Origin of the sequence: Dolichospermum sp. LEGE 00246, assembly GCF_015207865.1 — a bacterium.
GTDB classification, from domain to species: Bacteria; Cyanobacteriota; Cyanobacteriia; order Cyanobacteriales; family Nostocaceae; genus Dolichospermum; species Dolichospermum heterosporum.
The window spans coordinates 1-22,713 of sequence record NZ_JADEWA010000033.1 but is presented as its reverse complement, the minus strand read 5'-3'; the positions used below and the strand labels follow the sequence as shown (position 1 = coordinate 22,713).

General features: G+C 39.2%; 22 protein-coding genes. 8 read left to right on the top strand and 14 right to left on the bottom strand.

What is annotated here, in order from left to right; all coding sequences use genetic code 11:
• A partial coding sequence (locus IQ228_RS03930; RefSeq protein WP_370566812.1) for a hypothetical protein occupies positions 1–741 on the top strand: 741 nt, incomplete at its 5' end.
• Positions 742–909: 168 nt separating this feature from the next.
• On the opposite strand, the gene IQ228_RS03925 is transcribed toward IQ228_RS03930, so the two are convergent.
• On the bottom strand, positions 910–1,689 hold the full coding sequence (locus tag IQ228_RS03925) for a phosphatase PAP2 family protein (protein WP_193962208.1): 780 nt from the start codon (positions 1,687–1,689) through the stop codon (positions 910–912).
• Between the two features lie 531 nt (positions 1,690–2,220).
• On the opposite strand from IQ228_RS03925, the gene IQ228_RS03920 reads away from it, so the two are divergent.
• Positions 2,221–3,018, top strand: coding sequence for a sulfite exporter TauE/SafE family protein (locus IQ228_RS03920; protein WP_027401191.1), 798 nt, complete (start codon positions 2,221–2,223; stop codon positions 3,016–3,018).
• 32 nt (positions 3,019–3,050) lie between these two features.
• Here the strand turns inward: IQ228_RS03920 and IQ228_RS03915 are convergent, their stop codons facing one another.
• Complete coding sequence (locus IQ228_RS03915) at positions 3,051–3,689, bottom strand: cadmium resistance transporter (protein ID WP_027401190.1); 639 nt, start codon at positions 3,687–3,689, stop codon at positions 3,051–3,053.
• A gap of 393 nt (positions 3,690–4,082) precedes the next feature.
• Between IQ228_RS03915 and IQ228_RS03910 the strand changes: the two genes are divergently transcribed.
• Entirely contained in the window at positions 4,083–4,745 is a 663-nt protein-coding gene (locus IQ228_RS03910; RefSeq protein ID WP_193962207.1) for a cadmium resistance transporter, read from the top strand.
• A gap of 362 nt (positions 4,746–5,107) precedes the next feature.
• Here the strand turns inward: IQ228_RS03910 and cysK are convergent, their stop codons facing one another.
• Positions 5,108–6,070 (bottom strand): cysteine synthase A, encoded by a 963-nt coding sequence (gene cysK / locus IQ228_RS03905; protein WP_027401188.1) that lies wholly within the window; start codon positions 6,068–6,070, stop codon positions 5,108–5,110.
• A gap of 18 nt (positions 6,071–6,088) precedes the next feature.
• Positions 6,089–6,571, bottom strand: coding sequence for an Rrf2 family transcriptional regulator (locus tag IQ228_RS03900; protein ID WP_027401187.1), 483 nt, complete (start codon positions 6,569–6,571; stop codon positions 6,089–6,091).
• A 232-nt stretch (positions 6,572–6,803) separates the two neighbouring features.
• Between IQ228_RS03900 and IQ228_RS03895 the strand changes: the two genes are divergently transcribed.
• Positions 6,804–7,391 carry a Crp/Fnr family transcriptional regulator gene (locus tag IQ228_RS03895; RefSeq protein ID WP_027401186.1) on the top strand — a complete coding sequence of 196 codons (588 nt, stop codon included), beginning with the start codon at positions 6,804–6,806 and terminating at the stop codon, positions 7,389–7,391.
• A 41-nt stretch (positions 7,392–7,432) separates the two neighbouring features.
• On the opposite strand, the gene IQ228_RS03890 is transcribed toward IQ228_RS03895, so the two are convergent.
• The gene (locus tag IQ228_RS03890; RefSeq protein ID WP_035081328.1) at positions 7,433–8,476 is read right to left on the bottom strand and encodes a tRNA-dihydrouridine synthase family protein; all 1,044 of its coding nucleotides are present in this window, start codon (positions 8,474–8,476) and stop codon (positions 7,433–7,435) included.
• Between the two features lie 214 nt (positions 8,477–8,690).
• Entirely contained in the window at positions 8,691–9,581 is an 891-nt protein-coding gene (miaA, locus tag IQ228_RS03885) for a tRNA (adenosine(37)-N6)-dimethylallyltransferase MiaA (RefSeq protein WP_193962206.1), read from the bottom strand.
• Positions 9,582–9,913: 332 nt separating this feature from the next.
• On the opposite strand from miaA, the gene gyrB reads away from it, so the two are divergent.
• Positions 9,914–13,156 (top strand): DNA topoisomerase (ATP-hydrolyzing) subunit B, encoded by a 3,243-nt coding sequence (gyrB, locus tag IQ228_RS03880; protein WP_193962205.1) that lies wholly within the window; start codon positions 9,914–9,916, stop codon positions 13,154–13,156.
• 1,163 nt (positions 13,157–14,319) lie between these two features.
• Positions 14,320–15,492 carry an RNA polymerase sigma factor RpoD gene (gene rpoD / locus IQ228_RS03875; RefSeq protein ID WP_027401183.1) on the top strand — a complete coding sequence of 391 codons (1,173 nt, stop codon included), beginning with the start codon at positions 14,320–14,322 and terminating at the stop codon, positions 15,490–15,492.
• Positions 15,493–15,545: 53 nt separating this feature from the next.
• Here rpoD and IQ228_RS27050 read toward each other — a convergent pair whose 3' ends face one another.
• From IQ228_RS27050 to IQ228_RS03855, 5 genes are all read right to left on the bottom strand, one after another.
• Positions 15,546–15,668 (bottom strand): hypothetical protein, encoded by a 123-nt coding sequence (locus tag IQ228_RS27050; RefSeq protein ID WP_255549943.1) that lies wholly within the window; start codon positions 15,666–15,668, stop codon positions 15,546–15,548.
• Positions 15,669–16,181: 513 nt separating this feature from the next.
• Positions 16,182–17,093, bottom strand: coding sequence for a lipopolysaccharide assembly protein LapB (locus tag IQ228_RS03870; protein ID WP_193962204.1), 912 nt, complete (start codon positions 17,091–17,093; stop codon positions 16,182–16,184).
• A 123-nt stretch (positions 17,094–17,216) separates the two neighbouring features.
• Positions 17,217–17,648, bottom strand: a complete 432-nt coding sequence (locus IQ228_RS03865; protein ID WP_193962203.1) for a PIN domain-containing protein — start codon at positions 17,646–17,648, stop codon at positions 17,217–17,219.
• On the bottom strand, positions 17,638–17,895 hold the full coding sequence (locus IQ228_RS03860; protein WP_193962202.1) for a ribbon-helix-helix domain-containing protein: 258 nt from the start codon (positions 17,893–17,895) through the stop codon (positions 17,638–17,640). Before IQ228_RS03860 ends, IQ228_RS03865 begins: the two co-directional genes overlap by 11 nt.
• Positions 17,896–18,139: 244 nt before the next feature.
• Complete coding sequence (locus IQ228_RS03855; protein ID WP_190382451.1) at positions 18,140–18,316, bottom strand: hypothetical protein; 177 nt, start codon at positions 18,314–18,316, stop codon at positions 18,140–18,142.
• 169 nt (positions 18,317–18,485) lie between these two features.
• On the opposite strand from IQ228_RS03855, the gene IQ228_RS03850 reads away from it, so the two are divergent.
• Positions 18,486–18,749: a DUF3146 family protein gene (locus IQ228_RS03850; RefSeq protein WP_027401177.1), complete on the top strand. Its 264-nt coding sequence runs from the start codon at positions 18,486–18,488 to the stop codon at positions 18,747–18,749.
• 1 nt (position 18,750) lies between these two features.
• Here the strand turns inward: IQ228_RS03850 and IQ228_RS03845 are convergent, their stop codons facing one another.
• The 3 genes from IQ228_RS03845 to ntcA form a co-directional block, all read right to left on the bottom strand.
• The gene (locus IQ228_RS03845; RefSeq protein ID WP_027401176.1) at positions 18,751–19,173 is read right to left on the bottom strand and encodes a pre-16S rRNA-processing nuclease YqgF; all 423 of its coding nucleotides are present in this window, start codon (positions 19,171–19,173) and stop codon (positions 18,751–18,753) included.
• A gap of 38 nt (positions 19,174–19,211) precedes the next feature.
• Positions 19,212–20,660, bottom strand: a complete 1,449-nt coding sequence (locus tag IQ228_RS03840) for a DUF3084 domain-containing protein (RefSeq protein WP_193962201.1) — start codon at positions 20,658–20,660, stop codon at positions 19,212–19,214.
• A gap of 213 nt (positions 20,661–20,873) precedes the next feature.
• On the bottom strand, positions 20,874–21,545 hold the full coding sequence (gene ntcA, locus IQ228_RS03835) for a global nitrogen regulator NtcA (protein WP_027401174.1): 672 nt from the start codon (positions 21,543–21,545) through the stop codon (positions 20,874–20,876).
• Between the two features lie 377 nt (positions 21,546–21,922).
• Between ntcA and fabI the strand changes: the two genes are divergently transcribed.
• Positions 21,923–22,699: an enoyl-ACP reductase FabI gene (gene fabI / locus IQ228_RS03830; protein ID WP_027401173.1), complete on the top strand. Its 777-nt coding sequence runs from the start codon at positions 21,923–21,925 to the stop codon at positions 22,697–22,699.
• The last annotated feature ends 14 nt before the right edge of the window (positions 22,700–22,713 follow it).

Genomic DNA, 22,713 nt, shown 5'->3' with positions numbered 1-22,713 from the left:
GAACATCAATCTTTACATCTGATTATCATCTTGACTACTTTTTCTCATAGTTATCAGCTAAATATTCTCAAACCGGAAACTACTACCATGAAAAGCTGGAAGTCCATATTAGTTCTTGCATTGTTATGTCTGAGTTTAGTATTTGCTGACTCTGCATTAGCTGATCCGCCAAAATACAAGAAAAATCCTGATTACATCACACTGAATCAAAAACTACAACAATTACAAACGGCGAAAGCTACACAAACCCCGTTAACTGGTTATACACCAGAGGAAATTGACCAAAAAATCCATGATTTAGAATTTCAAAAATCTGCTTTTGAGTCAGGAATTGACTGGGGACAATGTAGTAATCAAACAGGAAAAACTCTAGCTATATATGGCACAGAACCAAATTTGGAAGATGATGATTATTCCAATGGTGCAGCATTATATTTTTTAGCTGATGGTCAAACGACAAAAGATAAATGGAATTGCAAAGGAATCTATCTACCCACAGATGTTAAAGCTGTAGCTTTAGGGTTGAATGGGGAGAAGGAAGAATTAACTGATGGTGTTGTCATTAAAGTTTTTAATGGCACTAAAGTGGTATTGAAAACCAACCCAGATACAAGTGCAATTGAATTTAACCAAGTGGGAACACAAATTCCTAAAGCTGGTGAGATTAACTGGTTTGTTCCTAATGTTACCCAAGCAGTTATAGATGCCAAAATTACTAACGCACCTACTAAAAAAGCTTAATAGTCATTAGTTGAGTAGGTTGGGTTGACGCAAGGAAACCCAACATCATCAAGACTTGGTTAGGTTGCGCTGTCATTAGACATCTCCAAAAAAGATTGTAAAGACGTTCCATGGAACGTCTCTACAGGGTTTTCAGGTCAAGTATCTTTAATTTTTGGAGATATCTATTTAACCCAACCGACTCAACTCATTTTTAATTAACCGGGTTTCTTCAGACAGCAGAGTAGTTTCAGTCTCTATACTGCTATTAATAGCGTTAACTCTATGCAAATTAGGCTGAATAATTAGACTGACACCAATAGCCCAAGCTAGTGCAACCATCCAACCGGCGAGAATATCGCTAGGAAAGTGAACCCCAAGATAAAGGCGTGTCCAAGCAATAGTTAACAGGTACAAACTACCAATAGTTAGAACTAACCAACGCCAAGGACGATGCCAAGTTAAAATTACTACAATTGCTACTAGTGTCATGCTTGTCATGGCGTGACCACTAGGAAAAGCATAATCAAATTCAGGTGCTTTTGATATCCATAAATGGGGACGTATTCGGTGCATAAATTCTTTGGCTGTGCGGTTAATAAGCAGATTCCCGCAAGCTGTAGTCAGTAAGTAAGCAAGAGTTCTCCATTTTCTTTGCTTCCATAATATTAGAGCGATAGCACTTAATACAGGTAATACAGTCCAGAATGATCCCCATTTAGTCAGCAATACGGCAAAAATATCCAGTTGTGGATTAGCTGTAGAGTGAATTGCCAACAAAATTGGCATATCCCAGAGAAAACCACCGTCATTTTGCCAAATCCTCACCGCCAGGATTTCCACAACCTGCAAAGGCAAATACACACCCATAAATATCAGCAACAAAGAACGCCAATGGGAAAGTAACAGGTTTTTCAGAAAATTAAGCGGTGACTTGCTTTCACCCCGACTTTTTTTTAGTTTTTTCATAATTCCATCCAGTATACAAGTATCATTTTCTATCAAAATACTGAGAATAAATCAACTATCGTAGTCCAGACAAGAGAAATAAGTGTCTGCGGAGTCCTGAAAATCAGGAAATTCTCACTAAGACATATAGATACTGGTAAGTAATTGGACAAAAATATTTACAGTCATTGCGAGGGAAGGGAAGCAATCACAACCCTTGCGATTGCTTCATTTCACTTCGTTCCATATGGCTAACGCAATGACATTGTGTAATTAATTCTGTCTCACTACTTACTAGACATTTTATTATTTATAAGTTTATAATACAGTAAGTTGATAGAGATGCTGTAGTTTTATGAAAAATTGCCAAAACTAGGGTATCTTTCAACACTTAAGCTAAAAAATTACCCTTCAGGAGTAATAAAAGTCTACTTACCAGATTTATAAAAAGTCATCCTGAACAAACTTAGACAGCGATTTTTTGTATTCATAAAATTGAGTCTATTCGAGCTTATCTTTCTCAATTCTCAATTAACTTACACTAACACCAGTATGGACTACTTATTACTACCAGCTTTCAGCTTTTTCATTGGCATCATTGTGGGTTTAACAGGTATAGGTGGTGCATCTTTGATCACTCCTATGTTGATTTTTGTTTTTCAAGTACCACCTTCTATTGCTATTAGTTCTGATGTGGTTGCAGCTACATTAATGAAAGTAGTAGGGGGAGTAAAACACTGGCAACAGAAAACCCTTGATTTAGAAGTAGTTAAATGGTTGTCAATGGGTAGTGTTTCTGGTTCGCTATTGGGAGTAGGGGTTTTACACCAACTCAGACAAAGTGGAGAACATAACCTAGATAACCTTTTACTGCGGTTACTAGGAATAATGATTTTGATAGTTACATTAGCAGCATTAATCCAAATGTTGTTGATGACATTTTTCCCCAAAATTAATTTACCCGAATTGCCAAAATTAAATTTAAAAACGAATGAAGGACGTTTTTTATCCTTACTTATTGGCGCAATTTTAGGCTTTTGTGTGGGAATGACAAGTGTTTCATCAGGTTCTATGTTCGCCCTAGCATTAATCGCTTTTTTTCGGTTAGATGCCCGAAAATTAGTAGGTACAGATATTACACAAGCCGCCATTTTACTAATATTTACATCCCTGGGACATCTGACTTTAGGAACTGTTGATTGGAGTTTAGTCATACCTATTTGGATAGGTTCTGTTCCCGGAGTTCTCATTGGTGCGAAACTTTGCGAAATTACCCCTCAACGTCCACTCAGATTTATTATCTACAGCATCTTAATGATGGTAAGTTGGAAATTAGTCGGACAAGCATAATTAACTCTATATCTCTCTGGGTTTTAATTTACTTATCCAAATAATAAATTAAATGTTCCTCTTTCATACATAATAAATAACCCCAAACCAATTAGTACAAAAGGAACAATAGCCTGACCATAACGACTTAAAATATAACTAATGTTAGGTTGAAGAGTTAATAAATAAGCGATACAGCACCAAACCCCTACCATGACAAAAAATACCGCCAAAATTATTCCTAAACCCACAATACTTTGACCTGCAAATAGGGGTATATAAATACTAATATTATCACCGCCATTAGCAACTGTCACAGCCGCAACTTTATAAGTGTTGGGATGTAAAATGCTTAATAAAAAAGAAAATGGAGGGCTATTATATTCAGTATTTACTGTCTGAACTTCTGTCCCTTCTTCTTCCCGATTTACTAATTGTTTAATCCCAATAGCAATTGGTAATATTCCTAGTAATCCAATCCATTCTCGCTGGATAACTAAGCCACCGAAAAAACCTGGTAAGCTGAGGATAATAATAGCTGTAAAGCCAAGATATTGACCGATAAAAATATGTCTACGCCGAAAATTGCTATCTATTTGCGAAAAAAATAGCAATAGAATAATAATGTCATCAATATTAGTGGCAGCAAAGGCAATTATGCTTTCTGTAAAAGCAGTAGCAACCTGATTCATGGTAAAATTTCATAATATAACACTATTTATCAAGATAGCAATATTTGGAACACTAAATTCAATCTAATATCTTTCAGGTTCAATTAAAAAAATGTAGGTTGGGTTAAGCGACAGCGCAACCCAACAAAATACCGAAAATATGGGAAATACTGAAAATGTCAGAAATAAAGCAAAAAAATGTAGGTTGGGTTAAGCGACAGCGCAACCCAACAAAATACCGAAAATATGGGAAATACTGAAAATGTCAGAAATAAAGTAAAAAAATGTAGGTTGGGTTAAGCGACAGCGCAACCCAACAAAATACCGAAAATGTGGGAAATATTGAAAATGTTGGGTTTCCTTACGTCAACCCAACCTACATGATTTAAGTCAGAAATGTTGAAATCATCCAAAATGAATAATTTATTGACAGCAATTATTACCGGGTTAGTTGCTTTCATAGCCACTAATATTGATGATATTTTAATTTTGTTAGTGTTTTTTGCTCAAGTAAATGATAATTTTCGCCCTTGGCAAATTGTTGTTGGTCAATATTTAGGTTTTACTATTCTCGTCATCTTCAGTTTACCTGGATTATTTGGTGGATTGATTCTGCCTCAATCATGGATTGGTTTACTAGGCTTAATTCCTATTGCTATTGGTATTAGTAGTTTGGTGAATAAGGAAACAGAACAATTAGCTGATGGAATCCAGGAGATAACACCATCTTTTTTAACACCAAAAATTTACACTGTGGCAGCGATAACGGTGGCTAATGGTAGTGATAATATTAGCATTTATGTACCGTTATTTTCTAGTGTTAGATTAGAGAGTTTTTTCATAATTATCGGGTTATTTTTTCTCCTGTTAGCCATTTGGTGTTATGCAGCATATCAGTTAACCCATCAACAAAAAATAGCTAATTTTTTTACCAAATATGGTAATTATCTTGTCCCATTTGTACTGATAGGTTTAGGGGTTGTAATTGTCTGTAAAAGTCAAGCTTTAAGTCCGCTAAAACTTTTTGGTAGTTGTATTTGTTTATTTTTTTTGGTGAAAAAAAATGATAGTAAGTAGATGAACACAATAAAACCAAACTGTGTAAAGAAACGTAAAATCGCTGAAAAATTCTTTACTCTTGCCTCTTTTCTCTTGCCTTGCTATAACGACGATTCTCAACACTAGCCTACTTAACTCTCTTCTGTCAAACTGGGAATCAAAAAATAATTTCCTAATTTTCAAATCCATATATCTTTAAGGTTTGAACCGTTTATTACTAACAAAATATGGCGAGTATTTTGAAAGATTAATAAATCACCAAAAGCCTTGATAAATAAGGGTTTCAGATTTTGATCTGGCGAGAATGACAGAAGAGGGTTAATTAACAGGAAAGACAGGAGATAAAAAAATAATTATTTCTATCACCAATGATTAAATTTTCAAAGTTTAGTTAACCATTCATTCTCATCCGCATCTTTAAACAACGAGGTACTGAGGTAGCGTTCACCAAAGCTAGGCTGGACCATAACTATCAATTTATTGGCATTCTCTGGACGTTTAGCTAGTTGCAACGCTGCATATAAAGCCGCACCAGCAGAAATTCCTGATAGCAGTCCTTCTTCTTTTGCTAACCGCCGACTGTAGATAATGGCTTGATCATCTGAGACTTGAATGACTTCATCTATCAATTCAGAACGGTAAATGGCGGGAATAAATCCGGGTCCGATACCTTGAATTTTGTGTGGTCCGGCTTTTCCTCCTGCTAACACTGGGCTGTTAACTGGTTCAACTGCTACTGCTTGAAAGCTGGGTTTGCGTTGTTTGATTACTTCAGATACGCCCGTAATTGTTCCTCCAGTTCCTACTCCTGAGACAAGGATGTCAACTTCCCCATCCGTATCATGCCAAATTTCTTCAGCGGTGGTGCGAGCGTGAATTTGGGGATTAGCAGGATTGCTGAATTGTTGCAACATATAAGCATTGGGGGTGATGGCGACGATTTCTGTGGCTTTAGCGATCGCTCCCCGCATTCCCTCTACCCCTGGTGTTAACTCTAATTGCGCCCCATAGGCTCTTAGCATAAGTCTTCTTTCCTGGCTCATCGTATCCGGCATCGTCAAAATCAGCCTATAGCCTTTAGCGGCTGCAACCATTGCTAAAGCAATGCCTGTATTTCCAGAAGTTGCCTCAACTAAAGTAGTTTGACCGGGAATAATTAAGCCTTGTTCCTCTGCCGTTTGAATCATGCTCACGCCAATTCTATCTTTTACAGAAGCTGCCGGATTCATACTTTCTAGTTTGACAACAATTTGCGCCAATGCTCCTGAATCTTGAGGAATTTTGTTTAACTGCACTAAGGGCGTTTTACCCACTAATTCAGTGATATTTTTCGCTATTCGCATTGCTAGACCTCCTAGTAACTAAATGTAATACATGGGATTATTTTGAGCGCGAGTCTCTCTTTCCTGACACAAATCTTGGAGTGTATAGCTACGCAAAACCTCAATTGCAGCCGCGTTAGCTTGTTCCCAGATTTCTACAACTAAAGTTTTTTCTATCGTCGGAGTCTCAGAGCTTTCTTTCTCTTTCCGTTCACCTTCCACCAAGGTGACAATTTCTAGCAAAGTAATTTGCCAAGGCTCACGCATTAACAGGAAACCGCCTTTTGAGCCACGTTGACTCTGGACCAAACCCGCACGCCGCACTTGAGTGAGAATCTGTTCGAGATAGCGTTCCGGTATGGGTTGCTTGGCCGCAATCTCGTTCATGGTCAAAGGAACTTTTTTATCGTGATGGCTGGCGAGTTCTAACAGTGCTAAGAGTGCGTATTCCACTTTTGCCGAAAGATCCAGAAGAGCGTAGTTTTGACTATTCAAATCTGTATTCAGAATACTACTGTACATTGATAGATTTATCGGCTTTTAACCGCAATGATTTTACTTTTGGGTGTTAGATGTGATATAGTAACACCTATAATAAGTAAAATACCATAACTCTATCGGATTTAAGGTGATTATGTGCAAGATTGTCAAATTTGCTGAATATTTTCCATAAACTATCCGAACACAATACTTTTTAGATCAAGAATAATCTATACTACGGTTACTACATCGGAAATTAGTAATATACACACTAATGTCATTATACACAGGTCTAACTCAATCATTTACTGACAATACTCACAAGCATTTCACCAGAAGATCGCTATTACCCGTTAAAAAAAATGCTGTATGGCGAATAGAAAGCGGTTTTGTGATGACATACACTTATCTAGAAGACGGTACGATAGTAGCTTTGGGATTATGGGGTCCGGGAGATGTGGTTGGTGAAGTTCTCTCGAAAATGAAGCCCTATCGGATGGAATGTTTAACCACAGTCAAAGCAACTGTTTTACCTGTGGATGATTTGCATCAGTTCACAGAAACTTTGCTTTATCACATTCAACAAGCGGAAGAATTAATGGTGATTCGCAGTCATAAAAAAGTAGAGACTATGCTGATTCAACTATTAGGATGGTTATCAAAAAAATTTGGCTCAGAAGTAGAACAAGGACGTTTAATTGATATGCGTCTAACTCATGAAGATTTAGCAGCGCTGATCAGTTCTACTCGTGTAACTATCACTCGTCTGCTGGGACAATTGGAACAGGATGGATTGATTGATAGACTTCCTCTACATCGAATTATTGTCCGACAAGAGGATATTTGGTATTATGAAATTTAATTTGGAAAATACCAAAAAATAACTCTGCGAAGGGTAACCGTTCACGGGCGTACTTGGTGACTCAAATCCCGTAAAGTTGAGGGTGTTAGGGCTAAAGTTTTCGTTAAATCTGTCAGGAGAAAGCGATCGCAGAGTTTAAATAATTCTATCTCTGTAGAGGTGTGTCGCATCAGCCGCAGAAAATGACCGTCAGTATCAACATTCAAAGCAATGTAGTTAAGAAACATTTTCAGGTAGCCTATCCGCGCTCGTTCTGGCATAGTGGAAGCTGTAGGGGTTTGCCATAAGCGATCGATGTAATTGCGTACCTCTGCTAACGGCACTGGTGTGATCTGTTCTCCCCGTAAAGCCTGACGAATTTGATTAAACAGCCAAGGATTTCCAATCGCCCAACGTCCCACCATCACCCCCGCTGCACCTGTTTGCGAAAGCACTTCTAAGGCAGTTGTCGCCGATTTAATATTACCATTAGCCAGCACTGGACAGTTAACCCGTCTCACCGCTTCCGCAATCAAATCATATTTAACTTCCCCGTGATACATATCTTTCACCGTGCGACCATGCAAACTCAATAAATCAATATTGTTATCAGCAATTATATCTAGGATTTTATAAAAGTTATCTGTATTTTCAAAACCTACGCGCATTTTCACCGTTAAAGGTCTATCATTAACCACAGAACGCAGTTCTCCCAAAATCCGCTCGACTTTTTCCGGTTCTCGGAGTAATCCACCTCCAACATTTTTGCGATAGATTCTCGGCGCAGGACAGCCCATATTTAAGTCTACTCCAGCGATATTATAGCCGCAGAGTTCCTTTGCGGTTCTGGCTAAATCGGGGATACTTTCGCCAATCATTTGGGCAAAAACCGGGCGACCTGTATCGTTTTCGGTAATTGCTGCCAGGATTTTCCGATTGAGTCGTGAGGTATCATTGACACGAAAATACTCAGTAAAGAAGTAGTCAGGGCTACCGTAGTGGGCAATGACTTTCATAAACCAGAGATTGGTTACATCCTGCATAGGTGCAAGGGCAGTAAGTGGTAAGTCTTGCTGAAGCGATTGGGGGAGCAATACCTGGGACATAGAGTTGCAAAGCGTTCAACGGTAATTGAGAATTAATTATAACAAAATCCTTACGGAGTCAGGTTTTGACTGTGGTATGCGGCATTTCTAAATCTAAGGACGGGCAGGATGCCCATCCCACAAAATTGGGTAATTTATTTTTTGGTGTTCCCTTGAGAGAACTATGAGCCTTATTCTGTCTGCATCTTAACTCTTTTTGTCATCCCGTCAGCTATCAGACAAATTGATTAATTCGTTGCCAAACACTTTCTAATAAATCAGAATTATCCATATTAACATATTCAAGATTAGGAGATTGTCTAAACCAAGTCCGTTGACGTTTAGCGAATTGTCTGGTATGTAAAACAATTAATTCTTTTGCTTCTTCTAAAGAAAGTTCACCGGCTAAATATTGCTTGATTTCTTGATATCCCAAAGTATTTAATAAAGATAAATCAGTACCATATTTTTGACAAAGATATTCAACTTCACCAACTAAACCATCTGCTATCATTTGCTCAGTTCGCTTGCGAATTCTCACGTCTAAATGTTCTGCATCAGAATCTAAACAAATTTGCAAAATTGGATAATCTGGTGGGTTTTCTCCTTGCTGTTCAGAAATGGGTATACCAGTTGTATAATAAACTTCCAAAGCTCTTAAAGTTCGCACCAAATCGTGAGCATGAATTTTTTGGGCAGCGATCGCATCAACTTGTTGTAATATCTGGTAAAGTTGAACTTGTCCTAAAGATTCTAATTGCGATCGCAATTCTGGTTGTGGTGAAACTCTGGGAATCTTCATTCCTTGCACAATGGCACGAATATATAAACCAGTTCCACCCACTAACAACAGTGTTTCACCCCCCAATCTAGCAATTAAAGCTTGTGCTTGTTCCTGATAATTTGCTAATGTCATTATTTCAGTTGGTTCACAGATATCTATTAAATAATGGGGAACTGATTTTTGTTCAACCACATTTGGTTTAGCCGTACCAATATCAAACTCACGATATACTTGACGAGAATCAGCACTAAGAATTACAGAATTTAACCTTTGTGCTAAACTCAAAGCCAAACCAGATTTCCCCGTCGCTGTCGCTCCACAAATTACAATTAATTTAGTCATTGGTTATTAGTTATTAGTCATTAAGTAGGTGAACACAATAAAACCAAACTGTGTAAAGAAACGTAAAATCGCCCAAACCCTCTTGCCTCTTGCCTCTTGCCTCTTGCCTTGCCATAACGACAATTTTCAACGCCAACCTACTTAGTCATTGGGAAGCAGAACTGGGAACAGACTAATTGTCTCTTGAATTCCCATTAGGGTTACAACCCCTATATAAACTTCTCACAAAATTGCCCTACAGACGGCAGGAAGGCTTTTGTGTTATAATAGTGGGGTGATTTGACTTTTTTAGCCTTTTGGCGATATTAACCCCAAGCATCAGGAGAATTTTCATGACGAGCAGTTACAGCGCCGATCAGATTCAAGTTCTGGAAGGTCTGGAAGCCGTCCGCAAACGACCAGGGATGTACATTGGTACTACAGGTCCGCGAGGACTCCACCATTTAGTTTACGAGGTAGTGGACAACTCTGTTGATGAAGCTTTGGCGGGTCACTGTACCCATGTTGAAGTGGATATTAATGCTGATGGTTCTGTTACAGTAACAGATGATGGTCGGGGTATTCCCGTAGATATTCACCCAAAAACCGGAAAATCAGCTTTAGAAACTGTGTTAACTGTTCTCCATGCTGGTGGTAAGTTTGGTGGTGGTGGCTATAAAGTTTCTGGTGGTTTACACGGAGTGGGAATTTCTGTTGTTAACGCCCTCTCTGAGTTTGTAGAAGTTACGGTTTGGCGAGATCATAAGGTACATAAGCAGCGATATGAACGGAGTTTTCCAGTTACGGAATTGGTAGCAACGCCTTACAAAGAAGATAGAACTGGTACTTCTATTACTTTTAAGCCAGATACACAAATTTTTACCACCAGCATAGAATTTGATTACATTACTTTATCAGGAAGATTGCGCGAGTTAGCGTACTTAAATGCAGGTGTAAGAATTATTTTTACGGATCATCGTTTAGATATCTTAAAAAGCGATACACCAAGAATAGAAACCTACGAATACAAGGGTGGTATTAAAGAGTATATCGCCTACATGAATCGTGAGAAGCAACCTCTTCATGAAGAAATTATCTATGTCCAAGGGGAACGTAATAACGTCCAGGTAGAAGTTTCTTTACAGTGGTGTACTGATGCTTATACAGATAATGTCCTTGGCTTTGCTAATAATATTCGGACTATTGATGGTGGTACACACCTAGAAGGTTTAAAAGCCGTCTTAACTCGGACATTAAATGCAACCGCTCGCAAACGGAATAAAATTAAAGAGAATGAATCTAACCTCAGTGGTGAACACGTCCGTGAAGGTCTAACTGCTGTAATTTCTGTTAAAGTCCCTGATCCTGAATTTGAGGGACAAACTAAAACTAAATTGGGAAATACAGAAGTTCGCGGTATCGTTGATTCTTTTGTGGGGGAAGTTCTCACTGAATATCTAGACTTTCATCCGGCGATCGCTGATGCTATTTTAGATAAAGCTATCCAAGCGTTTAAAGCTGCTGAAGCTGCCCGTCATGCGCGGGAATTAGTCCGTCGGAAATCAGTATTAGAATCCTCTCCTCTACCTGGTAAGTTAGCAGATTGTAGTTCTCGTGATCCTGCTGAGTCTGAAATATACATCGTGGAAGGCGATTCAGCGGGAGGCTGTTTTCATGGTGATACATTAGTAGCATTAGTTGATGGGCGATCGCTCAGTTTTAAAGAAATCGTCGCCGAACAAGCAATCGGCAAAGAGCATTTTTGCTACACCATTCGTAATGATGGCACTATTGGGGTAGAACGGATTATTAACCCCCGCATGACTAAAGCCAATGCTGAAGTCATTAAGGTGACATTGGATAATGGCGAAACAATTGTTTGCACACCAGATCATCGCTTCATGTTACGCGATGGCAGTTACAAGCAAGCCGCATTATTAACCCCTGATGATTCCCTCATGCCTCTATATCGGCAAATATCTGATATCAGCAATCCAGGGATTACCATTGATGGTTATGAAATGGTTTGGAATCCCCGTTCTGATTCTTGGTTGTTTACCCATACCTTAGCGGATTGGTATAACCGTTATTTAGGTGTTTATCAGCTAACAGATGGAGAACACTGCCATCATCTTGATTTTAACAAGCGTAACAATAACCCTACGAATTTACAGCGGTTATCCGTTGAGTCACACTTAGCTTTGCATCGCGCTCATATTGAAAAAACATTACATCGTCAAGATGTAATTGACAAGAGCCGGAAAACTCGTCAAGGTAAAGAATTTCGTGCCAAGATGAGTCAAAGAATGCAGCAGCCGGAAACGCAGCAAATTTTGTCAGCACAAGCTAAGGAACAATGGCAAGATGAAGCCTATCAAAGTTATATGCTGGGCAAATGGAGAGAGTTTTATGACAATAACCAAACTTATCGTCAGGAAAACCATAAACGCCTCAATCAAGCACAGCAAGACTATTGGAGTGATGAAGCTAATCGGTTAGCCCAATCCCAAAGAGTTAGCGCCTATTTTGCTAATAATCCCCAAGCCCGTGAAACTCAATCACTTTTGGCTAAGGAACAATGGGAAAATGAAGCTTTATTGGCATGGCGGCGAGAAAAAACACAGCAGCAATGGACACCTGAATTTCGCGCCCAACGTCATGCTACTTTGCAGCAAACCTACTATCGCAAAACTATTACTGTCCTCAAGCAGATTGAAGTTGAGCAAGGTAAGCTTGATTTAGAAGCTTATAATACGTACCGTCAACAAACAAAAGACAAGTCTTTATTACGGTTTGATAATTTTTGTCAACGCTACTTTGATGGTAATCCAGCGTTAGCCTATGAAGCTGTTGCTAATTACAATCACCGCATTGTCAGTATTGAACGTTTAGCAGAACAGGTAGATGTTTACGATATCGAAGTTCCGCAAACACATAACTTCGCTTTAGCCAGTGGTGTATTTGTTCACAATAGTGCCAAGCAGGGACGCGATCGCCGAACCCAAGCAATTCTGCCTCTGCGTGGTAAAATCCTCAACATTGAAAAAACCGACGATGCCAAAATCTATAAAAATAACGAAATTCAATCGTTAATTACGGCACTGGGTTTAGGTGTCAAAGGTGAAGAATTCAACGCCTCGCAGTTACGATATCATCATATAGTATTAATGACTGATGCTGACGTAGATGGAGCGCACATTCGCACGCTGTTGTTAACTTTCTTCTATCGCTATCAACGGGCATTGATTGAACAAGGTTTCATCTATATCGCTTGTCCTCCCTTGTACAAAGTAGAACGGGGTAAAAATTACCAGTATTGTTATAGTGAACGGGAATTGCAACAGCATTTAGGTACTCTTCCTAGTAATGCTAACTATACCATTCAACGTTTTAAAGGTTTGGGAGAAATGATGCCAGAACAACTCTGGACAACCACCATGAATCCAGAAACCCGTACCCTCAAACGAGTGGAAATTGAAGACGCAGCCGAAGCTGATCGGATTTTTACCATTCTTATGGGCGATCGCGTTGCACCCCGCCGGGAATTCATTGAAACCTATGGTTCTAAACTGAATATGACAGATTTAGATATCTAAGGTAATGAGTAATGGGTAATGGGTGATTGGTAATTACGGATTTACCTCCCCGTTCCCTTTCTCGATCAATTTTTCCCTAAAAATCATAAATTTTCTCCACAAAGGGGGAAAGCATTTGCTATGCTTATAAAGCTCAACTAGATATTATCTACAAAGCAAAGCTTAGTAAGTATACACAAAACTTTTCATAACCAGATGACAGCCACCTTCTTGAAATCCGAAGTATTCATAATTACAATTGACATACGTTAATTTACCCAAATATATCTTTGGGCAACTTTAGCAGCAATATTATTTATCACCTGATTAAAATATCGTTGTATACCATAAGAACAGTTTGTCAAGTTGCACAGGGTAGAAATCTCAACTCTGCGCTAATGTGTGAATAAGGCTAAATCGAGAGAAATCTTAATTCATCTCTTACCTCGCTAAAAATATGCCATAACTTTAACTCCTTAGTTCAAGTTCTTGGTATAGCATATACAAGAGTTAGTGCCTGGAAACAAACACCAATCACTAGCTAATAGTGAATATGTACAATTAGTTCAACCAGAACTAATATCTGTAAACAAATATCCGCCTTCGGACTAAGTTCAAGCAGAACATAAATACTATTTGTTCAGTTAGGAACAATTTGTATAAGTTTTATAAAGCAGCAAGTGTGCCTACCTTTTAATTTAATAAGAATGCCACTGACCAAACCAAAAGTTTTCGACAAGATTTAATGGTATTACCACCATTTTTAATGTCTTTTTGATAAAGGTGGCTTAATCTTAGTAAATAAGTTCATAAATAATGCACGAAAAGAGTGTAATTTTTGTGAAATAGGCTACAATTGGAACAGTATTTACAGTTAAATGTCATACACTGTATCCGCACCGGGAAACTTTTTGAAAAAGATGGATCTAGGTTTATAGATTCGGTTAATCAAAAGTGATATGTAGGATGATCGGGTATGGCAATTAAAAAAAGCGGCCAATTCGCTTTCAAAGTGATATTTGCCACTTTTACTCAACAATCCTGCATCAAACAGGAAAAAAATCACCGAAAATATCTGAGGTTAACCAGCCAAAACTCGATTTTCGGTTCACAGATTACTCCACACTAAAAGTAATCGCAATGTCTTCAGTAACTGATTCTGCAAGGAGCATGAGGAACGCGGCATGAACCAGGCTAACAACGTACTCGATAATATTTATCAGCCTGACCTAGAAATGATAAATCCGCCTGAGATCGAATTACAAGCACTCTTAATAGAAGAAGAGGACTTATTGCTGACTGATGACGGCGAAATTGATGATTTTTTAGAGCCTCAGTCTGATGAGGACGACGCAAAGTCTGGAAAAGCCGCTAAATCGCGTCGTCGGACACCAATCGCCAAGAAAAAGCACTATACAGAAGATTCAATTCGTCTGTACCTGCAAGAAATTGGACGGATTCGTTTGTTACGCGCAGACGAAGAAATTGAACTAGCGCGGAAAATCGCTGAGTTACTGGAATTAGAACGGGCGCGGGAAAGGCTTTGTGAACGCCTAGAACGCGATCCTAGAGACAGCGAATGGGCGGCAGAAGTATCATTACCATTACCAACCTTTCGTTACCGTCTGCACGTGGGACGTAGAGCGAAAGACAAGATGGTACAGTCGAACTTGAGACTTGTAGTTTCCATTGCCAAAAAATACATGAATCGGGGCTTGTCCTTCCAAGACTTGATTCAAGAGGGTAGTTTGGGTTTGATTCGTGCGGCTGAAAAGTTTGATCACGAAAAAGGCTATAAGTTTTCTACCTACGCTACATGGTGGATACGTCAAGCAATTACAAGAGCGATCGCTGATCAGTCCCGCACTATCCGTTTACCGGTTCATCTATACGAAACCATTTCTCGGATTAAGAAAACTACCAAACTCCTATCTCAAGAAATGGGGCGCAAACCCACAGAAGAAGAAATTGCAACTCGTATGGAAATGACCATCGAGAAACTGCGGTTTATTGCCAAATCTGCCCAGTTACCAATTTCTTTAGAAACACCTATCGGTAAAGAAGAAGATTCTCGTTTAGGTGATTTCATTGAATCTGATGGTGAAACTCCAGAAGATCAAGTTTCTAAGAACTTGCTGCGGGAAGACCTAGAAAAAGTCCTTGATAGTCTCAGTCCTCGGGAAAGGGACGTTCTCCGACTTCGCTATGGTTTAGATGATGGGCGCATGAAAACTCTGGAAGAAATCGGTCAGATTTTCAACGTTACCCGCGAACGCATTCGCCAAATCGAAGCTAAAGCACTCCGTAAATTACGCCATCCCAATCGGAATAGTGTATTGAAAGAGTATATTCGTTAATTGTTAGGGGTGGGTTTAAGTCATTAATCTCTTAAACCTGCCCCTATCATTAATTACATCTTGCCTTTCTGCATCACTTCTTGGAGATGATGACGAATTTCGTGCGCCTGTTCAATTTCCGATTGCCGTAATTTTTGGAACAGTTCTACACAGGGTTGAGAATTAGCTTCCGACACGAGCGGTTTTAACCGCTGTGGATATTAAAATTGAAACCAGATTTTTGATTGGAACCTGGAAACCAACTCCCATTTCTGGGGTAATGTTAGCTTCGACCTGTTATAAGAGCTTGTTAGGCTTGCAACACTGTTCCAGTGACCTTAGAACTGTTTAATCACAAGCGACAGAGCAGGGAACTAGCTACGTATTCCGGGGTGTCGTGACTCAAATAACGGCTACCCTTAGACTAGGCTCAGGGTGGTCTGGTCAGTACGGCTTGCTTGATTTCTCTTACAAGCCCAGTCCCTTTAGGGTTGGGTTACTGACAAGCTTGAACTGCTACCGATTTAGTATGCAGCACACTAATAAAATCAAACTCTAAGTTACTAATGGGTTCTTGAGTTTTAGTTTTAGTCATGTCTCTACTCCGTTACTTATTTAATTAACTTCTACTTATTTCTCTAGATTTATTCATCTGTCCAAAAGCTGAGAAAATACCATGTTCTGAGTAGAGACGCTTCGCTGAAACGTCTCTAATTTTTGGATTTTTGTGCTTGTTGTAATAACTGCTGGGAATTTTTCACCCACTGTAAATTACCTTGAATATTATATAAATCTTTAGCATATTGGAAGACTTGCACAGCTTCCTTGTACTGTTTTAACTGCATGAAAACTAATCCTGCACCATAATAGGCATTAGCGTAATTAGGATTAGCTGCGGCCGATTTTCTGAAAGCTGCTAAACCTTCATTTAATTTTCCTTGATTAAACAAAATTGAACCCAGATCATAGTGTGCTTCTGCATATTTAGGATTGATTATAATTGCTTGTTTAAAAGCTGCCTTGGCTTGTTCAAATTTTCCTTGTTGTAAATAACATACACCTAAATGATAGGCAGGTTCGGGCGCATTTTGACTCATTGTTCTGGCTTTTTTAAAAGAAGCGATCGCACTTGACCAATTTTTCTCCTGTTTCTTAACTAACCCCATGTTATAATGGGCAAAACCCAGATTTGGATTTAACTTCAAAGCCTGATTTAAATAATCTTGCGCCAATTTTAAATTATTTCCTTCCAATAGCGCCCCACCTAAATTCGCAAAAGCTAAAGCAAATTGAGGGTCAGCTTGGGTAGCTTGATAAAAAGCATCTGCCGCAGGTTGTAACTGTCCCGATTGTCGTAGTGCTAAACCCAAATTATAGTGCGCTGCTGCTAATTTAGGCTCTAGTTTAATAGCTTGACGAAAAGCGGTAATTGCTGCTTCTAATTGTCCTAGTTGAATTGCTTGTAGTCCTTGATTTAAAGATTCTGTAGCTGCTTTGCTATTTGAGTTTTGTGCCAGTATTAGAGTAGGGTAATAACTGGAAAATACGGGTTGAATATTAATACTTAATAATAAAAAATTGATTATCCCCAAGATGGGATATTTAATTAATGGTAGTTGCATAAGTTTAGTTTTGTTTCGCGCAATCTCTCTTAGAGATCCCGCAGGGTAGGCACAAAGGAGCAAAGACGCAAAGGAAGATCAGGAAAAATCAATGTTGTTCTGGTAAACTTGGACTTTCGATAATTAATCATTCAGTTTAAAAGGATTTGTAAACTTTACACCCTCAACAGTTGCACCTGATGGAAAATCTTCACTGTAAATTTCTTCAATTTGATTGAGTCTTGCTGTTGCCCAAATTTGCGCGTCCCAAAAACTAAAGTTATGGGTTTCTAGTCCACGAATCGCTTCTAGGGAGATTAATTTTGTCATATCAACAATATGGCAAATAGCTAAGTAGTTACGCATTCGCACCAATGCCTCAGCAGGAGTTAAAAGCGATCGCCTAGTGCGGGTTGTAGCCATAAAAAACTCCCCTATCACCTGGGGACTAATTACTGCTTTCCCCGAACGAATTAACCTATCAACAACTGCGATCGCTTTTTCCTGTTTTATCGTGTCTAATGAATCGTAGATGTACACTAGAATATTCGTATCAATAAAGACTCTACCGTTCATAAAGATCTTCCCGCTTCCAGTCCCTACCTCCAGCTTGAACAGGTCGAGTTTTGATTTGTGCAATAAATTCTCTTTCGGCTTCCCACAATGAGATATCGGTTTGGGGGACAGTGATTTCACTAAGATGAAGGTCAATGGCTTGACGAATAATCTCGGCTTCACTTATACCTGTTTGTTGTGCAATCTCTTTGAGTAGATGTTCTTGACGTGGTTGGATATAAATCTGTTTGCGAATTTTAGTTGACACAATTTAGAAGTATACTTAGTGCATACATTATATTGTACATTATTTATTAGAAAATTGCGAGTTTATTGATTTGGACTTAGGGAACACCAAAAAATAAATTACCCAATTTTGTGGGATGGGCATCCTGCCCGTCCTTGATGATTAGCAGGCTTTTCGGCCTGCACCACAAGACATTTTTGGGTATTTTTTTAATTGGAAGTCCCTTAGAGATTCGTAAGTTTATAGGACTTACGCACTGTATAAATTAATATTCATCATCATTACCAAAAGACACGCAAGGACTATCAATTTCCACCGCTGGAGTAAACGAATTACAGAAAGTGACAGTAGCACAATTAACTCCCAACTCATCGGGGTGAGTGCATTCTAATTTGATATAAAAAGCACACTCTTCACAAATAGTTTTATGTAATAATTGCATTTTTATTTTGCATTTATCGTAAATTTACAACAAAAGAGCAGTTACGAAACTGGACTTTACTAACTTATCTTGTTTTAATTAGTTTGTAGAATTAAGCTATTTTTGGTACATAGAATAAGTAGCCTACATAAATAATTGGCTTTTATCCCATACTTGACATCAAATAAGCGTGAGTGCTAAACGTCTGCCAGAAACTACTGCTCATGTGAGAGTTACCCGCCAATCTTGGCAACAAGGCTTTCTTGAAGGTGAAGTTAGCGCCGGTAATTTTCAGTGGCATTTCCAGTGGCATTTCCGCCGGGGAGAACTTTCTGTGAAGCCTTCCCAAGGTCGTGCTTTAATCAAAGAACCTCTAGGACGTTTTTTGGAACAACAGGACTATCAATTAGAACCTGGAGGGGATTATGCTTTTACGATTCGGGCTGAACTGTAAATTAATTATCAGTTAGTCGGTTAAGATATCGTTCAATCAGGAGAATGGCCACAATGTCATCTATTGGCCGGGGGGGTTGACGCAAACCCTTGGGTAATAGTTTAGTGATGCCTTGGGGTGGATACATCTGCCAATAGCGATCGCGTGCTTGTAAAGTGGAATAACGTTCATCAACCAAAATGATATTGGTGGGTTTGCTTAATTCTTGATTAAGTTGCTGTTTCCACTTTTTAGCCGTTGTTTGATCTCCCATCACCATTAAGGATACAGGGAATTTTTGCAGTTGTGTTTCAATATTAGCGATCGCCTCATTTGCCAAAACAACTTGATGATAAAATAGTTGTCTATCCAATCCCATCACCGCAATCCCGCATTTATCACGACCGGGATCAAATCCTAAAATTACAGGTTGTGTATTAGTCATTAGTCATTGGTCATTAGTCATTGGTCATTGGTCAGTTGTTAGGTACTAAAAAGAATTTGTCCATTCAAGAGGGCTACTAACTTGACTCTTAGTGGACCTACAGTATAAGTATTTTCTGCGGCTACAGCTTTGATTTCTACTTCCTGTTCCGCTTGCTGTAATTGGGTAACAAAGCGCAGAAAAGTTCCTTCTATTTGGACACTTTCGACAATTCCCGCATTGCGGGCGCGAAACTGGGAAGCGGAAATTAGTAAGTCTAAGCGTTGACGCATTTGTTCAGATGTCATATTTTTTAAATCCGCTGTAGTAGTAGCCAGCACTTCCCCTGATGAAAATACGAGTTGATTTCTCGCGGCATCTGCAAAAAATTCTATTTGTTTTTCACCTCTGACATAGTTACCTGCGGAGAAAATTCGGACTACATATTCTCGACCATCTTTAATTTGTGCAATTAGGGCTTTAACCTGATCTTTAGTGACACGGAGTATTTCTTTATTAGCCGGAATAGCACCAGGTTCAGTTAATTGAATATTGGCATTGCGGTTAGCTTCCTGAAGAATTTGGATAATTGCCTGCTGTGCTGCATCAGGCTTGTCTACAGTAATTAATCCTGCCGCTATTACTTGACCCTTTACTAAGGCTAGTTTACCCAAGCGGAGGTCACGATAGGACTGATAATATTTTTCTAGTCTGGCTACTTCCTGCTCTAAAAATTGTTGTTGTTTCTCTAATTCTTTTAAGCGAGATTCTCTAGTCATAATAACTTCTTCCCGCTGTTTAATTTCGAGGTTACGATTTTGAATAAGTTTATCTAATTTAACAATTTTGCGATCGCGTTTTTCAATTACCGTCTTCGCTTCATCAATTGCCTGTTTGGCTTCAGCGTATAATCTTTTTCGTTCCGCCTTTAACTCTTCTACTGCCGTTTGTAATGTTTTTCGCTGATTATAAAGAGTTTGTAATTCACTTCTTGCCTGTTGATACTGAATCACAATTCCACCCAGACGGCTTTGAGTTGCATTCAGTCGGGCTTGGGTCTTAGCTTGCTGATTAAGAGTGCGATTGAGTTGAGCTTGTGTGGTCTTTTGTTTAGTATTTGCTGCCTGTAATGACTTATTAATTTTCTGTAATTCTTCCTGTGCTTGACTTTGTTCTTGTTTGGCTTTATTTAACTCACTCTCAACCTGACTTTTTTGCGCTTCTGCGATTTTTAGTTGTTCCCGCTTGTTCCCTAAATCTCTTTGAATATCCTCTAATTCAAATACGCCCTTTCGCAATCCGCCATCAGCCGCAAAGAGAATTGCTAAAGTTGATGCAGAAATTAGACCGCCTGTAAAAATAGTCACAATTACAGCAGTTTTTTTCGGACGTAAATTGAAAAGTGAGAGACGAGCTTTGCCAACTCGTGTGCCGATGCGATCGCCAACGGTAGCAATTACGCCTCCCAAAATAAGAATTGCTGCAATAAGGATGTACCCGGTGGCCATTTTTAACTACCGCAATGCTGACCGATACAGCCTACTACGTTCAACCATTGTCTGTGAGTAAATGGAGTTAGGCAAAAGTAGGAATTATACAATTTTAAGACTTTCCTCCAAATTAACGGTTTAATCTCTATGGTAGTGACGCTACTTAGGGAGACCCTAAGACCGCATTACCTCAAAAATAGAAGCCGTGCCAACTCCATTTACCCATAACTTTTAAGTAAATTGCTTACTTAAAGCAACAGGTTTATGCACAGTAATCTTCTTTTTATGAATGGAAATCATTTTCTTCTCGCGTAGATCTCCCAGCAGTCTAGTGACTGTAACGCGAGTAGAGCCAATTGCCTCAGCGATCGCCTGATGGGATAACTTCAGATCAATGGTAATACCATCAGCGCAAGGAACGCCGAAATCTCGACAAAGAATCAACAAGAAACTAATTAACCTTGAACCCATATCGCGGTGAGCAAGAGTTTCAATCATCATCTCCGTCTGCAAAATCCGCGAAGAAAGACCTCGCAGCATTAACATTGATAACTCTGGGTTTTCCTTCAGTGCCTGTTCAACTTGTTCAATTGGGGCTGAAAGTAATTCTACAGTAGTAAATGCCACTGCATGATAAAATCGATCAGACTTATTGCCTGTCAGCAACGACAGCACACCAAAGACGCTATTTTCTCGCAGCAGAGCCACCGTTATCTCTTCTCCTGCCTCGTACACCCTTGAGAGTTTCACAGCACCCTTGAGAAGAAAATAAACTCGTTCAGCAGGATCTCCCGGAAAAAAGATCGTCTTGTTCCGTTCAAATGTTTCCACCACCGGAGGAAAAGCCCCGGTCGCCATTTGACGAAAAACATTTGCTAGGGCTTTATCTTGTGTCACTATCATTTCTCCCTTCCCCTACCCAATGCCAGAAAAACAAAAACTAATTACCTAAGAATACACCCGAAAAATCAATAAATCACCATTAACCTTGCTGTTTTTTCCTATACCCAAACGCGGAATTCCTGGCCTTCCGTTTATAATGATACATAATTGTTGTTCCGTTTAGCTAGTAATTATTGATAAGTAGTTTCACCAATTATACTCTAAAAGTTTTGCCTCTAAAAATTGTCAATTTCTTGAGAATTTTTGTAAACATGGGCATGGTTTTTTGGGGCTTACCGCCTGCTTATGGAGCATTTTGGAAAATCCCTAGCCCGATGCAGTCAAACTAGGCTCAGATTCTAGTATGCTCCTAATGATGAATTAAATTAGCAATTTCTATGCTCAATCTATCTGGAAAAAATGCCCTAGTTACAGGTATTGCCAATAACCGTTCTATCGCTTGGGGAATTGCCCAACAACTACACAAAGCCGGGGCTAATTTGGGCATTACCTACTTGCCAGATGACAAGGGTAAAATGGAAAAAAAAGTTTCTGAATTGGTAGAAACGCTCAGTCCTAGCCTATTTCTGCCCTGCAATGTTGAAAATGACGAGCAAATTCAATCTACTTTTGAAACCATCCGGCAAGAATGGGGGAAAATAGATATTCTAGTGCATTGTTTAGCCTTTGCAAAAAAAGAAGATTTGACCGGAGGTTTTAGTCAAACTTCTCGTTCTGGTTTCAATACGGCTCTGGAAGTTAGCACCTATTCACTGGTACAGTTAAGCGGTGCAGCTAAACCTTTAATGACTGAAGGCGGAAGTATTATTACTCTTACATATTTGGGAGCAGTTCGAGCAATTCCTAACTATAATGTCATGGGTGTGGCTAAAGCTGGTTTAGAAGCCAGTGTCCGCTACTTGGCAGCGGAACTCGGACCCGATAATATTCGCGTCAATGGTATTTCTGCTGGTCCGATTCGCACCTTAGCATCTTCAGCAGTTGGTGGAATTTTGGATATGATTCATCACGTTGAAAAAGTAGCACCACTCCGTCGCACCGTCACTCAATTAGAGGTAGGTAATACAGCAGCTTTCTTATGCAGTGATTTAGCAAGCGGTATTACTGGACAAATCCTGTATGTAGATGGGGGATATGAAATTATGGGGATGTAGGGAGGTGGGGGATG